Here is a 13,465-nt window from a genome sequence, read left to right on the forward strand (position 1 = left end):
CCGGCGCGCCCTTGCGGCGCCCGGGCACGACAACCGACCCGACACGAGGAGGACCCATGGCAACGTCCCGACCGGACGGCAGGACGGCGCTGGTGACCGGCGGCAGCCGCGGCATCGGCAAGGCCGTCTCGCTGCGGCTGGCCCGCGAAGGGGTGCTGGTCGCCGTGCACTACGGGCACGACGACGAGGCCGCGCAGGCCACCGTCAAGGAGATCGAGGCGGGCGGCGGGCGCGCCCTGGCCGTCCGGGCGGAACTCGGCGTGCCGGGTGACGCCGACGCCGTCTGGGACGGCTTCGACCGCGGCCTGGTCGCGCTCGGCGCGGAACCCGGCGTGGACATCGTGGTCAACAACGCCGGCATCACCCTGCCGCGGCACCTCGCCGACGTCACCGAGGAGGACTACGACCGGGTGTTCGCCGTCAACACCCGCGCGCCGTTCTTCGTCCTCCAGCGCGCCCTGCCGCGGCTGCGGGACGGCGGGCGCATCGTGAACATCTCCTCGGCGGCCTCCCGCGTCGCCTATCCCCCGCTCGTCGCCTACGCGATGTCCAAGGGCGCCCTCGACACCCTCACCCTGGCGCTCGCCGCGCAGCTGGGTCCGCGGGGCATCACCGTCAACACGGTCGCGCCCGGCTTCACCGACACCGGGATCAACCCGACCCTGGCCGACCCGCAGATCCGCCGCGCGCTCGCGGCCGCCTCGGTCTTCGACCGGCTCGGCACCCCCGCCGACATCGCCGACGCGGTGGCCTTCCTGGCCGGCGGCGACGGCCGCTGGATCACCGGCCACTGGCTCGACGCGACCGGCGGCGTCCGCCTCGGCCACTGACACGGGAGACTTCCGGATGATCGACGACATCCCCGCGGGCACACCCGAGGGCGCTGCCCCCGACGGGCCGTGCCCTTACGACGCCTACGTGCACGCCTCGGTGCTCGGCTCGCTCCAGCAGCCGCTGACCGCCTCACCCGACGAGATGGGCTTCCTGATCACCACTCAGGTGATGGAGCTGTGGTTCGCGCTGCTCGTCCACGAGTGGCGCTCGGCCTGCGAGGCGCTGGCCGCGGACCGGCTGCCGGCGGCCATGGACTGCCTGGAGCGCAGCCGCCGCGCGCATCTGGCGCTCAACGCCTGCTGGACGCCGCTGGCCGCGCTGACCCCGGCCCGCTTCAACGCCTTCAGGGCCGCCTTCGGGCAGGCGTCGGGCGCCCAGTCGGCGCGCTACCGGATGATGGAGTTCCTGCTCGCCCAGAAGTCCCGCGCGTTCGCCGACGCCCACCGCGACGACCCGGTCCTGTACGCGGAACTGCTCGCGGACCTGCGGGCGCCCTCGCTGTGGGACCAGGTCCTGCGCTTCCTGCACCGGCAGGGCCACGAGGTGCCGCCCGCGGTGCTCCGGCGGGACGTCAGCGAGCCGTACGAGCCGAGCGAGGGCGTCGGCGAGGTGTGGCGGCGGATCTACGCAGGCGGACAGCACGACCGGCTGCTGCGGCTGGGCGAGCTGCTGACCGACGTGGCGGAGCTGGTGCAGCGGTGGCGCAGCGACCATCTGCTGGTGGTGCGGCGCGCGATGGGCGACAAACCCGGCACCGGCGGCACCTCGGGAACGGCCTGGCTGGCGCAGCGCGCGGCGCGGCCGGTCTTCCCCGAACTGTGGACGGTACGCGCCGATGTCTAGGACGGTCTCCGCGTTCGCGGTGGAGGAGGAGCGGCGGGTGCTGGGCCTCAAGCCCGTCCTGGCCCCCGAGCACGGCAGGTACGGCGACCACCCGCAGCAGACGTACGACCTGTGGCCGGCCGGGGGCGGGGGTCCTGCTCAGGACGCACCGCTGGTGGTGCTGCTGCACGGCGGGTACTGGCGCTACGACCGGACGCACCTGACGCCGTTCGCCGCGTATCTGGCGCAGCAGGGGCTGACCACGGTGCTGCCGGGCTTTCGCCGTTCGGGCGGCGCGGGCGGATACCCGCAGACCTTCGACGACATCGCGCGGATCGCCGACACCCTGCCGGCCGGGCGCCCCTACGTCCTGGCGGGGCACTGCTCCGGCGGGCACCTGGCGCTGTGGGCCGCCGCGCGAGGGCTGCTGCCGCCCGGCTCCCCCTGGTACACCACCGAACTGCCCACCGCCGTCCTCGCGCTGGCCCCGCTCACCGACCTGCGGGCCACCGTCAGGGACGGCCTGAGCGACGGCGCCGCCCTGCAACTGCTCGGCGGGCCCGAGGCGGCACGCGAGCGGCTGCCCCTGGTGGACCCGGTCACGCTGCTGCGCGCGCACGGCACCACGGGGGTGCCCACGGTGCTGCTGCACGGGGCCGCGGACGAGGAGGTGCCGCTCGGCCAGTTCGCAGACTACGCGGCGGTGCACCGCGACCTGGACGTCGTCGTCCTGCCCGGCACGGGCCACTACACCCTGATCGAGCCGGGTGCGCCGGCCGCCCGTACCGTCGCAGGCCTGCTGCACCGGATGGCCGGGGACTTCCGCACCGAGCCGCAGGTCCGGTAGCCGGCGCGCGGCGGCCGCGCTACAGCGAGGCCATTGATCCGGCGCGGGGCGTCGAGCAGCCGGCTGATGCCGCGGACCAGCGCGGGCGGGCTGTCGCTGTCGCCGGGCGGGACGTCGCCGAGGACCAGCAGCGCGACCGCGGCCACCGAGCCGACCACGGCGGCCAGTGCGCGCAGCACCCGGGGCCGCGGTACGGCCGACCGGTCCTCCAGCTGTGGCAGCGGCCCGCGCACCCCGCCGACCGGGGCGGCCAGCGGGGCGAGCCGGCCGGCGAGCCGGAAGGCGGCGGGCAGCGGGGGGCTGTCGGGGGGCGGGACGCGCGCATCCCCCGGTCCGGCGGGTGCCGGACCGGGGGATGCGGTGGACTGCGGTCAGGAGCCGGAACCCAGCTTGACCCACTTGGCGACGCTGGGGACGCCCTTGTCGTCGAGCAGGAAGAGCATGTAGTAGCCGGGGGGAGCGGCGTTGGCGGACGGCGGGGCCTTCAGGGTGAGCTGGTTGCCCGAGCGGCCGGTGATCTGCACGTCGAGGTGCCGCTGGCTGGTGTCCACCGCGTGCGTCGAGGTGATCGGCGCCAGCAGGACCGCCCGGCTGACCTGGCCCGGGGTGGTCGTGGTGACCCGCATCGAGGAGCCGTAGCCGACCGCGCCGGTGGGTGCCGCGGTGAGCGTGGGACGGGCGCCCTGGTGCAGGTAGGCGGGCTCGTAGATCTCGATGGTGCCGTTCATGCCGGACTTGATGTCCGGGTTGTTGGCGATCTGCTGGAGCTCGTCGCCGGTGACCATGATGCGGCCGTCGGGGAGGATGACGGCGTTGGAGTGGTAGCCGCGCGGCAGGCGCTGGGACGGGCCGAGCGTCCACTTGCCACTGGCGTCGCGCGTCTCGATCTGGCGGTACTTCAGGTCGGCGTTGGGGTTGAGGTCGCCGTTGCCGTAGTTGCGGATGTCGTACGAGCCGTTGACCGTCAGCAGCGTGGAGTCCGGCAGGATCAGCGTGTCGTCCTGGGTGCGGCCGAACGCGCGCGGGGTGTCCTTGTGCCAGGCGCCGCCGGAGAAGCGGTAGGTGTTCGGGTCGTTGCGGTTGCCGCCGAGGATCAGGACCGAGTCGGGGCCCTGGGTGCCGTTGGGCAGCGCGATGGCGGAGCCGTAGTTGCGCAGGCCGCCGTCGGGGCGGTCGGGCAGCTGCGTGCGGACCTCGGTGGCCGGGTCGAAGCGCCACTCCTGGTCGGCGTCGCGGCCGAAGCCGTAGATCTTCCCGTCGTTCAGCGAGAAAAGGTGCGGGTAGTCCATCCGGTAGGGCGCTTCGGACTTCCACTGGCCGGCGGCGAGGCCGTCGGGCACCTGCCCCTTGCCGGACGGCACCGGGGTGCCCTTGGCCGGGAACTGCTCGATGACCGGGGTGGGGGTGCCCCAGCCCAGCTCGGACTGGCCGGACATGATGACCTGGCGGCCCTCGGCGTCGGTGACCACGGTCGGGTACCAGCGGCCGACCGAGAGGTCCTGCTGCTGGTGCCAGGTCTCGGTCCACGGGTCGAAGACCAGCGCGAGCTTGGCGCCGGTGCCGCCGTTGCCGCCCAGGTTGCCGCCGAAGACGCCGATCATGCCGTTGGGCAGGTAGGAGTGTCCTGCGCAGAAGAAGGGCGCGGGACGCGGCTCGTTCGTCCCGTCCGGCATGTCGACCACCGGCGGCGGAACGGCCTTGAAGGCCTCGGGTCCCTCGCCCGCGGCCGGGTCCCAGACGTAGGCGCGGCCCGCGTTGCGGCTGCCGATGACGTCGGTGGGCGCCGGCTCCTTCGTCGGGTTGTCCTCGACGCTCTCGAAGGAGAAGAGCAGGACCTTGCCGGTCGGCAGCAGCGCCACATGGGCGGCGAAGTCGGGGCTGGAGAAGTAGTCGGTGAACTTCCCGAACTGCGCCGGGTCGAACTTCGCGTTGTCCCGCGCCTGCGTGTCGGTGAGCATCTTCAGGCGCGCGGTGCGGGTGGTCTGCGGGTAGTCGGTCTGGACGGCGCGCACGGCGCGGTCCCCGGTCCCGGGGTCTGACGCGGCCGAGGCGGTGGTCAGCGGCGCGGTCAGGGCGGCGGTCGTGCCCAGGGCGAGCACGGCGCCCCAGGCCGCCCGCACTCCCGGCCGCCCGGTGCGCGGCCTCGTACGTGATCTGTTGGGTGACATCGGACTCCTCAGCCCGGCCGCACGGGCGGACGGGGGCAGACGGCGTGCGGCATACGCCAGCCGAGACGCCGCGCATATGGTTACGGACAGCCACAGTTCATCACGCTGAGTGGCCGATTCGGGGTGGACACAACATCGGATACCGCACGGTCACTCGATCGTGGTCACTGAGAGTGTCCGACCGTGGTTCCGGTCACGGGCGTGCTGCAATGACCGAAACCGCTTCGGCGGAAGAGCGAGGACAGCTGGAAGGAGCGCGTTCAGTGATCAGCAGGACCCTCAAGGGCGCCGCCGCGGCCGTGGGCACCTCGGTGCTCGTCGTCACGGCGGGCAGCGGAGCAACAGCCGTGGCGCAGACCACGGTTCAGCCGCAGGCGGTGCAAGGCCTCATCAAGGGCGGCGCCGACGGCAGCCAGCGGACGTTGATGTGCCCGCCGGAGGAGAACGTCCTCAGCGGCGGATTCGTCGTCTCGGCCCCCGAGGGCCGCCGCCTCGGCCACGTCCCGGCGGACCTGACGGAGAGCCGCCCCACCGAGGACGCCACCGGGTGGGTCGTCACCGTCCGCAAGGACCTCGCCCCCGACGGGCGGAGCCGCCCCTCGGCCCACGGCGGCCCGGCCGACCTCACGCTCTACGTCGTGTGCACCCAGGGCGAGAACACCCCCGGCGGCTGACGCCCGCAGCGCCGCACCGGCGTGCCTGCCTGAGCGCTCATGCAGGAACGCCCGCCGCGGCTCGTCACTCCGCGTCGTCACCGGGCAGGCCGTCGGTTCCGCCGGCCGGTCGCGCGCCCGCGCGGCGGCCGCGCAGGGCGCGCAGGGCGAACAGGGCGCGCAGGGCGAACAGCCGGGTGCGGGGCGGCGGATGCGCCTGCGCATGGGCATGGGCGTGCTTGGCGCGGAGCGCCCGCGCCTGGACGCGGATGCGTTCCGGATCGAACCCCGGCGGCGGGTCTGCGCCGCCGACGAGGGCGGCGAGCAGCCGCTCCTGCGCCGCCCCGAGGGCGGCCCGCTCAGCGTCCGACACGGTCGCCCCTGGCCACGGCTCCGCGGATGGCGGCGAGTTCGCCCGCGAGGCCCGCGTCGTCCGGGTAGTCGCCGTCCCGTTCGAGCAGCACCCCCGGCAGCCCGGTCCTGGCGGCGAGGTCCGCGAGCAGGTCGAGCACCGGGCCGCCCACCGGATGGGTGTGGGTGTCGTGCCAGACGCCGTCACGCTCGACCCCGCCCGCCACGTGGACGTAGCCGAGCCGCTCCAGCGGGAGTTCGTCGAGCACCCGGTGCGGGTCGGTGCCCAGGTTGATGTGCGCGGTGTGCAGGTTGGCGACGTCGACCAGCAGCAACACCCCGGTCCGCTCAGCGAGTTCGGCAAGAAACTGCCCCTCGGTCAGCTCCTCGTCCGGCCAGGCCAGCAGCGGTGCGATGTTCTCCAGCGCCAGCGGGACCGGCAGCTGGTCCTGGGCGATCCTGATGTTCTCGGTGAGCACGGCAAGGGTGTCCCAGGTCCTGGGCACCGGCAGCAGGTGCCCGGCGTTCCAGGCGCCGGCCCGGGTGAAGGCGATGTGCTCGCTGACCAGGGGTGAGCCCAACGCCTCGGCGCACGCGGCGAGATGGGCGAGCCGCCGGGGCTCGGGGCGTTCGGCGCCGCCGAGCGAGAGCGAGACGCCGTGCGGGATCACCGTGGTGCCGCGGTCGCGGAGCACCCGCAGCGAGGCGAACAGCCGCCGGGGGTCGACGCCTTCGGCGATGGCCTCGACGAAGTCGACGCCGGGCAGCCGCTCGACCGTCAGGTCGATCCGCGGCCGCCAGCCGATGCCGTAGCCGAGAAGGGGCGCGGATGCGGTCATCCGCCGCACCCGCCGCAGCCGCCCCCGCAACCGCCGCCGCCGCCTCCGCAACCGCCCCCGCTGCCAGCGGAGTCCGAGGAGCCCGAGGACCCGGACAGCCCGCCGTAGAGCGCCTGGCGCAGGTCGGGGTCCGCCACACCCGCGGCGCCGAGCACCGCCACGCCCAGGACCGCCGCCGGTACGGGCAGGCCGTCGCCGCCGGCCGGAGCGTAGGCGTCGACGTAGCGGCCGAACAGCCCGGGGTCGGGCGCCCCGCCCTGCCGTGCCCGCTCCAGCAGCCGGTCCCCCGCCAGGGTGCGGTGCGGCGCCTTGGCCGCGGCGACCACCGTGATGACGCCGCTGACCAGCAGCGCCAGGACCAGCAGGCCGACCGGTCGGCCGAGCCGGACTCCGTTGACGAGCCTGGCCACGCCCACGCACAGGACCGCGAGCAGCGGCAGGGCCGCGGTCACCGCCGCCCGGTGGCTGCCCGGGCCGAGCAGCAGGCCGCGGGCCACGGCGGACCGGGCGACCTGGCGGACCGGCTCGCTGTCGGCGCCGCGGGCGCGTGCGGCGGAGATGTCCAGGCCCCGCTCCCGGTCGAAGCAGCCCAGCACCGCCTGCTGCACAGGCTCGTGCGCGGTCGGAGTCCCGCAGGCGGTGATCCTGTGGTCCCGGCCGGCCCGCAGCCGGCCGCTCTCGATGAGCGCCTGCACCGCGGTGTCCACCACCCGTGCGGTGCCGCCGCCGACGACGGCGAGCGTGTAGACGTCGGCAGGTCCCGTGCCTGCCGTCGGGTCGGTGTCCTGCCGCTTGCGGAACCCCGCCCGCAAGGCTGCCGTCGCGATCCCGGCGGCGGCGAAGGCCGCCGCGTACGCCGCCAGGAACTCCGGTCCGCTCATGCCCCATGGCTGACTCATGTTGACCACCCCCGCCGGTTGTGACGCCCCGCCGGGCCGGGCCGGTTCCCCGCCGTTCCGACCGGTTTCGGCCGGCTCCGGGCGGCCCCGCGCAGTCTGCCCTACGTCAGCAAGTCGCCAACCATGCGCAAACTGTTGACAAAACAGATACCGGATTGGAACCTTTGACTCGCAAAAACCGGGCCAACTTCTCCACTTTTATTTGCTGCCGCTTGCAACTTCGTCGCAGCGGCCGCCGGCGTGCCATGCCCGGCGCTGCGCGAGCCACTGCCGCAACGGCTCGGCGCCTTCCCCCCACCCGCTTTCTCGTTCCGGACAGAACAGAGGAGACCATGAAACGCAAGCAGCTCAGACGCCTGCTCACGGGCGTGCTGGCGGCCGGCCTGATCGCCCTCGGCCTGACCCCCGTCGCCGGTTCCGCCGCGGCCGCCGACCGGCCCGACCTGGCGCTGGGCAAGGCCGCCTCGGCGGGCGGATCGGTCGGCGGGTACCCCGCCTCCAACGTCACCGACGGGAACCAGGCCTCGTACTGGGAAGGCCCGGCGAACGTCTTCCCGCAGGCACTCCAGGTCGACCTCGGGCACAGCGTCACCGTCGACCAGGTGGTGCTCAAGCTGCCGGCGTCCTGGGAGGCGAGGTCGCAGACGCTCAGCGTCCAGGGCAGCGCCGACGGGTCCGCCTACAGCACGCTGGCCGCCGCGCAGGCACGGGCGTTCGCGCCGGGCTCCGCCAACACCGTGACCATCGGCGTCACCGCGGCCGCCGTCCGCTACGTGCGGGTGAACATCACCGCCAACACCGGCTGGCCCGCCGCCCAGGTCTCGGAGCTGGAGGTCTACGGCACCGACTCCACGGACCCCGGCGGCGACCCGGGCGACCCCGGTGACGGCGACGGCACCGACCTCGCGCACGGCAAGCCCATCGAGGCGTCCTCCACGACCCAGAACTTCGTCGCCGGCAACGCCGACGACGGCCAGGTCGGCACCTACTGGGAATCCAACGGCTTCCCCGCGGCCCTGACAGCGAAGCTGGGTGCCGACGCCGACCTCACCTCCGTCGTGGTCAAGCTCAACCCCGACCCGGTCTGGGGTGCCAGGACGCAGACCGTCCAGGTCCTCGGCAGGGGCCAGAACGGCGGCAGCTTCAGCTCGCTCGCGGCCGCGGCCACCTACACCTTCGATCCGGCCACCAACCAGAACTCGGTACGGATTCCGGTCACCGGCCGCGCCGCCGACGTCCAGGTCGCCGTCACCGCCAACTCCGGTGCGCCCGGCGCGCAGGTCGCGGAGCTGCAGGTCATCGGGACGCCCGCACCCAACCCCGACCTCACGGTCACCGCGCTGTCCTGGTCGCCGGCCGCCCCGGTCGAGACCGACAGCGTCACGGTGAGCGCGACGGTACGCAACGCCGGGTCCGCGGCCTCCCCGGCCACCACGGTGAACGTCAGCGTGGGCGGCGTGGTCGCGGGCACCGCCTCGGGCGCGCTCGCGGCGGGGGCCGAGACCACGGTGTCGGTCGCCGCCGGCAAGCGGGCGATGGGCAGTTACGCCGTCTCCGCCGCGGTGGACCCGCTGGACACCGTCATCGAGCAGAACAACGCCAACAACAGCCTGACCGCGCCCACCCAGCTGGTGGTCGCCCAGAGCCCGGGTCCCGACCTCCAGGTCCTCGGGATCACCTCCAGCCCGTCGAACCCGGCGGTCGGCGCGGCGGTCTCCTTCACCGTTGCGGTGCACAACCGCGGCACCACCGCCTCCGGCGCCACCACGGTCACCCGGCTGACGGTGGGCGGCACCACGCTCAACACCAACACGCCCTCGGTCGCGGCGGGTGCGACGACGACCGTGAACGTCAGCGGCACCTGGACCGCCACCAGCGGCGGCGCCACCATCGTGGCCACGGCCGACGCGACCGGCGCCGTGACCGAGACCGACGAGGGCAACAACATCTTCTCGCAGTCCATCGTGGTCGGCCGCGGGGCGGCGGTCCCCTTCACCGAGTACGAGGCGGAGAACGGCACCTACCAGGGCACCCTGCTGACCACCGACCAGAAGCGCACCTTCGGGCACACCAACTTCGCCACCGAGTCCTCGGGCCGCGCGTCGGTGCGGCTCAACTCCACCGGTCAGTACGTGCAGTTCACCTCGACCGTGCCGACCAACTCCCTCGTGGTGCGCAACTCGATCCCCGACGCGGCGGCGGGCGGCGGCATCGACGCCACCATCAGCCTCTACGTCAACGGCGGTTTCGCCCGCAAGCTCACCCTCTCCTCGACGCACAGCTGGCTGTACGGCAGCTCCGACGACCCGGAGGGGCTGACGAACCAGCCCGGCGGCGACGCCCGGCGGCTGTTCGACGAGTCGAGCGCGCTGCTGAACACGACCTATCCGGCCGGCACGACCTTCCGGCTGCAGCGCGACGCCACCGACACCGCGTCGTTCTACATCATCGACCTGGTCGACCTGGAGCAGGTGGCACCCCCGACCAGCAAGCCTGCCGAGTGCACCTCGATCACCGACTACGGCGCGGTGCCCGACGACGGGATCGACGACACCGCGGCCATCCAGCGGGCGGTCACCGCCGACCAGAACGGCGCGATCAACTGCGTGTGGATTCCGGCCGGCCAGTGGCGGCAGGAGCAGAAGATCCTCACCGACGACCCGCTCAACCGCGGCCAGTACAACCAGGTGGGCATCAGCAACGTCACGATCCGCGGCGCGGGCATGTGGTACTCCCAGCTGTACACCCTGACCCAGCCGCAGGACGCGGGCGGCATCAACCACCCGCACGAGGGCAACTTCGGATTCGACATCGACGGCAACACGCAGATCTCAGACATCGCCATCTTCGGCTCAGGACGGATCCGCGGCGGTGACGGCAACGCCGAGGGCGGTGTGGGCCTCAACGGCAGGTTCGGCAAGAACACCAAGATCAGCAACGTGTGGATCGAGCACTCCAACGTGGGTGTCTGGGTCGGCCGCGACTACGACAACATCCCCGAGCTGTGGGGTCCCGCGGACGGGCTGCAGTTCAGCGGCATGCGCATCCGCGACACCTACGCCGACGGCATCAACTTCACCAACGGCACCCGGAACTCGACGGTCTTCAACTCCTCCTTCCGCACCACGGGCGACGACTCGCTGGCGGTCTGGGCGAACAAGTACGTCAAGGACCAGTCGGTCGACATCGGGCACGACAACCACTTCGTCAACAACACCATCCAGCTGCCCTGGCGGGCCAACGGCATCGCGATCTACGGCGGCTACGGCAACACCATCGAGAACAACCTGGTGTACGACACCATGAACTACCCGGGCATCATGCTGGCGACCGACCACGACCCGCTGCCCTTCTCCGGGCAGACGCTGATCGCCAACAACGCCCTCTACCGCACGGGCGGCGCGTTCTGGGGCGAGGCGCAGCAGTTCGGCGCCATCACGCTGTTCGCGTCGACCCGGGACATCACCGGGGTCACCATCCGGGACACCGAGATCCACGACTCGACGTACGACGGCATCCAGTTCAAGACCGGCGGCGGGTCCATGCCCGGCGTCGCGATCAGCAACGTGACGATCGACAAGTCGAACAACGGCGCCGGTATCCGTGCCCAGGGCGGCGCCCGGGGCAGCGCGACGCTGACGAACGTGACCATCACCGACTCGGCCGCCGGCAACATCCTGGTCGAGCCGGGATCGCAGTTCGTGGTCAACGGGGGCGCCGGCTCCTGACGGCACCGGGCGACCGCCCGCGGGCGGTCGCCCGACTCCACCCGGCGGCCCCGGACTTCGGTCCGGGGCCGCCTTTCGCCGCCCCGGGAGGGTGACGCTTCGTACGCATGTACTTGTGGGGGTACGGGAGCCGACACGCCTATAGTGACATATGCCCGGTTCGGTGTGCGACGAGGGAGGCCGCGCATGGCCAGTGTGTTTCAAGAGCGCAAGTTCCAGGGGATGTTCGACGCGTTGGACACGGACGGTGACGGCTACCTGCGCGAGGAGGACTTCAGGGAGCTGGTCGCCCGCTGGGGCCGGCTGCCGGGGGTCGGCCCGGGCACGGAGCTGCGCATCCGGGTGGAGACCCTGCTGATGGGCTGGTGGGCGGCGCTGCTGGAGGCCGGCGACGCCAACGGGGACGGGGCGGTCGACCTGGGCGAGGTGATCGCGCTCGCCGACCGGCTGCCCGGCATGATCGCGGACGTCACCGCGACCGCCGACACCGTCTTCGACGCGGTGGACGCCAACGGGGACGGGCGCATCTCGCCGGAGGAGCACCGCAGGCTCGTCGAGACCTGGAACGGGCAGCCGGTCGACATGGACGGCGTCTTCGAACTGCTCGACCTCAACGCGGACGGACATCTCAGCCGGGACGAATTCGCCCGGCTGTGGGGGCAGTTCTGGATCAGCAAGGACCCGGCGGAGCCGGGGAACTGGCTGTGCGGCCGGTTCGCCGCCTGACCTGAGGTCAGGTGCTCCAGGTGGTGCCGCCCGAGGTGTAGTCGCCCAGCGTGCGGCGGGCCGTCCAGCCCTGCGAACGGGCTTTGGACACGTCCAGGACGACGCTGTGGGCCAGCTGGTCGACGGCGTAGCGGGTGAGCGGCGGTTCCGCGTGCGGGCGCAGCCTGGCCAGCGTCTGGGCGGCGCCCGCGGCGGCACCGGCAAGTGGCCGCGGGACGTGGCCGATCCGCGCCCGCACCCCGTGGGCGCGCAGCACCGCCCGTATCGCCTCGTCGCGTTCGTACGGCGCCGGGTCGGCGATGTTGTACGCGCCCGGCGGCCAGCCGGCGGCGGCGACGCAGGCGTCGGCGAGGTTCTCGACGGCGGTCAGGCTGAGGCGGACGCTGGGGCCGGGCAGCAGGAGCAGGCCGCGGCGGACCCGGGACAGCAGCCGGGGCACCAGGTGCGGGTCCCCCGGGCCGTAGACCGCGCGCGGCCTGAGCACCACGGCGCCGGCGGCGAGCGCCAGCGCCTCGCCCGCGGCCTTGGTGCGGCCGTAGGCGCTGAGTTGGGCGCGCACCGGATGCTCCTCGGTGACCCGGGTACGGTCGGGTCCCGGCGCGTAGACGCTGGCGCTGCTCACCCACACCACGGGACGCCCGGCGGCGGCCCGCAGCAGCCGCTGAGTGCCGTCGACGTTGACGGCGTGCATCACCGCCTCCGCGGCGGAGCCCGGCACCGGATCGCCGACCGCCGCGGCGCAGTGCACGACCAGGTCGCAACCGGCCAGGTCGGGCTCCTCGCGGGCGGCGTCCCACCGGACGTGCCGCCCGACCGGCCCGGGCCGCCGCCCGACGCACACGACGTCGGCCCCCCGCGCCGCGGCCGCGAGCGCGACATGCGACCCGCAGAAGCCGCTGGCCCCGGTCACCGCGATCGTCGTCACCGCTCCTCCCCCGCCGAGCGGCCGCCCGCGCCCCCCTCGGCTGCGCCACGGGACCCACCCCGGCCTCCGGCCTCCGTCACCGCTCCACCCCCGGCGCCCGGCCTTCTGTGGCGCGGACGGTGAGGGTCCGCCAGCCGGGCAGGGCCGCGGAGCGGTCGGCGCGGGCGTGCAGCACGGTGGGGCGGTAGGGGGCCAGCGCGGCCAGGGTGTCGTCGAGCTGGGCGCGGGCCAGGCGAGCGCCGGGGCAGGCGTGGGCGCCGGCGCCGAAGACGAGTTGCGCCACGGCGGGCGGGGCCGGGTGCCGGGCGTCCGGCGGGTCGCTGTGGGCGCGGGCGGCGTGCCGGGCCACCAGCACCAGGCGGTCGCCGGCGCGTACCGGGCACCCGTCGAGGTCGGCACCGCCCGCCGCGACGCGCGGCAGCAGCGGGGACGGGGCGACCACCCGCAGCAGCTCGCCGGCCAGGGCCGGCCGCAGCGCGTCGTCGGCCGCCTGGTCCCACAGGTCCGCGTCGGCGCACCAGGCTGCCGCCCGGGGCAGGGCGGCGACGGTGGTGTTGACGGCGGCGACCGCGAGCATCGCCCGCAGTGCCGCCGGCTCGCTCCCGCCGGGTGCGGCGGGAGCGAGTACCGCCGCCAGCCGCGCCACCGCCTCGTCCGCCGCGCGGCGCGCACC

General features: G+C 73.9%; 9 protein-coding genes and 2 pseudogenes. 6 read left to right on the forward strand and 5 right to left on the reverse strand.

Annotation, left to right across the window (positions count from 1 at the left end):
• The first annotated feature begins 56 nt into the window (after nucleotides 1-56).
• From NFU81_RS36955 to NFU81_RS36965, 3 genes are read left to right on the forward strand one after another with little or no spacing between them, the layout of a single operon-like run.
• Nucleotides 57-830, forward strand: a complete 774-nt coding sequence (locus tag NFU81_RS36955; RefSeq protein ID WP_251500444.1) for an SDR family oxidoreductase — start codon at nucleotides 57-59, stop codon at nucleotides 828-830.
• 16 nt (nucleotides 831-846) lie between these two features.
• A complete protein-coding gene (locus NFU81_RS36960) occupies nucleotides 847-1,677 on the forward strand; it encodes a tryptophan 2,3-dioxygenase (protein WP_251500446.1) in 831 nt (276 codons plus the stop codon).
• The gene (locus NFU81_RS36965; RefSeq protein WP_251500449.1) at nucleotides 1,670-2,503 is read left to right on the forward strand and encodes an alpha/beta hydrolase family protein; all 834 of its coding nucleotides are present in this window, start codon (nucleotides 1,670-1,672) and stop codon (nucleotides 2,501-2,503) included. Before NFU81_RS36960 ends, NFU81_RS36965 begins: the two co-directional genes overlap by 8 nt.
• 371 nt (nucleotides 2,504-2,874) lie before the next feature.
• Here NFU81_RS36965 and NFU81_RS36970 read toward each other — a convergent pair whose 3' ends face one another.
• Nucleotides 2,875-4,671, reverse strand: coding sequence for a galactose oxidase early set domain-containing protein (locus NFU81_RS36970; RefSeq protein ID WP_251500451.1), 1,797 nt, complete (start codon nucleotides 4,669-4,671; stop codon nucleotides 2,875-2,877).
• A gap of 263 nt (nucleotides 4,672-4,934) precedes the next feature.
• On the opposite strand from NFU81_RS36970, the gene NFU81_RS36975 reads away from it, so the two are divergent.
• Entirely contained in the window at nucleotides 4,935-5,345 is a 411-nt protein-coding gene (locus NFU81_RS36975) for a hypothetical protein (RefSeq protein ID WP_251500454.1), read from the forward strand.
• A gap of 187 nt (nucleotides 5,346-5,532) precedes the next feature.
• Here NFU81_RS36975 and NFU81_RS36980 read toward each other — a convergent pair.
• Both NFU81_RS36980 and NFU81_RS36985 read right to left on the reverse strand, forming a co-directional pair.
• A pseudogene (locus NFU81_RS36980) lies at nucleotides 5,533-6,514 on the reverse strand (MbnB/TglH/ChrH family RiPP precursor modification enzyme); the annotation flags it as partial.
• On the reverse strand, nucleotides 6,511-7,413 hold the full coding sequence (locus NFU81_RS36985; RefSeq protein WP_251500457.1) for a TIGR04222 domain-containing membrane protein: 903 nt from the start codon (nucleotides 7,411-7,413) through the stop codon (nucleotides 6,511-6,513). The pseudogene NFU81_RS36980 and the gene NFU81_RS36985, both read right to left, overlap by 4 nt.
• 332 nt (nucleotides 7,414-7,745) lie before the next feature.
• Here NFU81_RS36985 and NFU81_RS36990 point away from each other — a divergent pair, with 332 nt between their 5' ends.
• Nucleotides 7,746-11,141 carry a CARDB domain-containing protein gene (locus NFU81_RS36990; RefSeq protein ID WP_251500460.1) on the forward strand — a complete coding sequence of 1,132 codons (3,396 nt, stop codon included), beginning with the start codon at nucleotides 7,746-7,748 and terminating at the stop codon, nucleotides 11,139-11,141.
• Nucleotides 11,142-11,327: 186 nt separating this feature from the next.
• Nucleotides 11,328-11,867 carry an EF-hand domain-containing protein gene (locus tag NFU81_RS36995; RefSeq protein WP_251500463.1) on the forward strand — a complete coding sequence of 180 codons (540 nt, stop codon included), beginning with the start codon at nucleotides 11,328-11,330 and terminating at the stop codon, nucleotides 11,865-11,867.
• 7 nt (nucleotides 11,868-11,874) lie between these two features.
• Here the strand turns inward: NFU81_RS36995 and NFU81_RS37000 are convergent, their stop codons facing one another.
• Both NFU81_RS37000 and NFU81_RS37005 read right to left on the reverse strand, forming a co-directional pair.
• Nucleotides 11,875-12,792, reverse strand: coding sequence for an NAD-dependent epimerase/dehydratase family protein (locus NFU81_RS37000; protein WP_251500466.1), 918 nt, complete (start codon nucleotides 12,790-12,792; stop codon nucleotides 11,875-11,877).
• A 76-nt stretch (nucleotides 12,793-12,868) separates the two neighbouring features.
• Nucleotides 12,869-13,465 (reverse strand): annotated as a pseudogene (locus NFU81_RS37005) (cytochrome P450); the annotation flags it as partial.

Origin of the sequence: Actinacidiphila cocklensis (assembly GCF_907177275.1) — a bacterium.
Taxonomy (GTDB): Bacteria; Actinomycetota; Actinomycetes; order Streptomycetales; family Streptomycetaceae; genus Actinacidiphila; species Actinacidiphila cocklensis.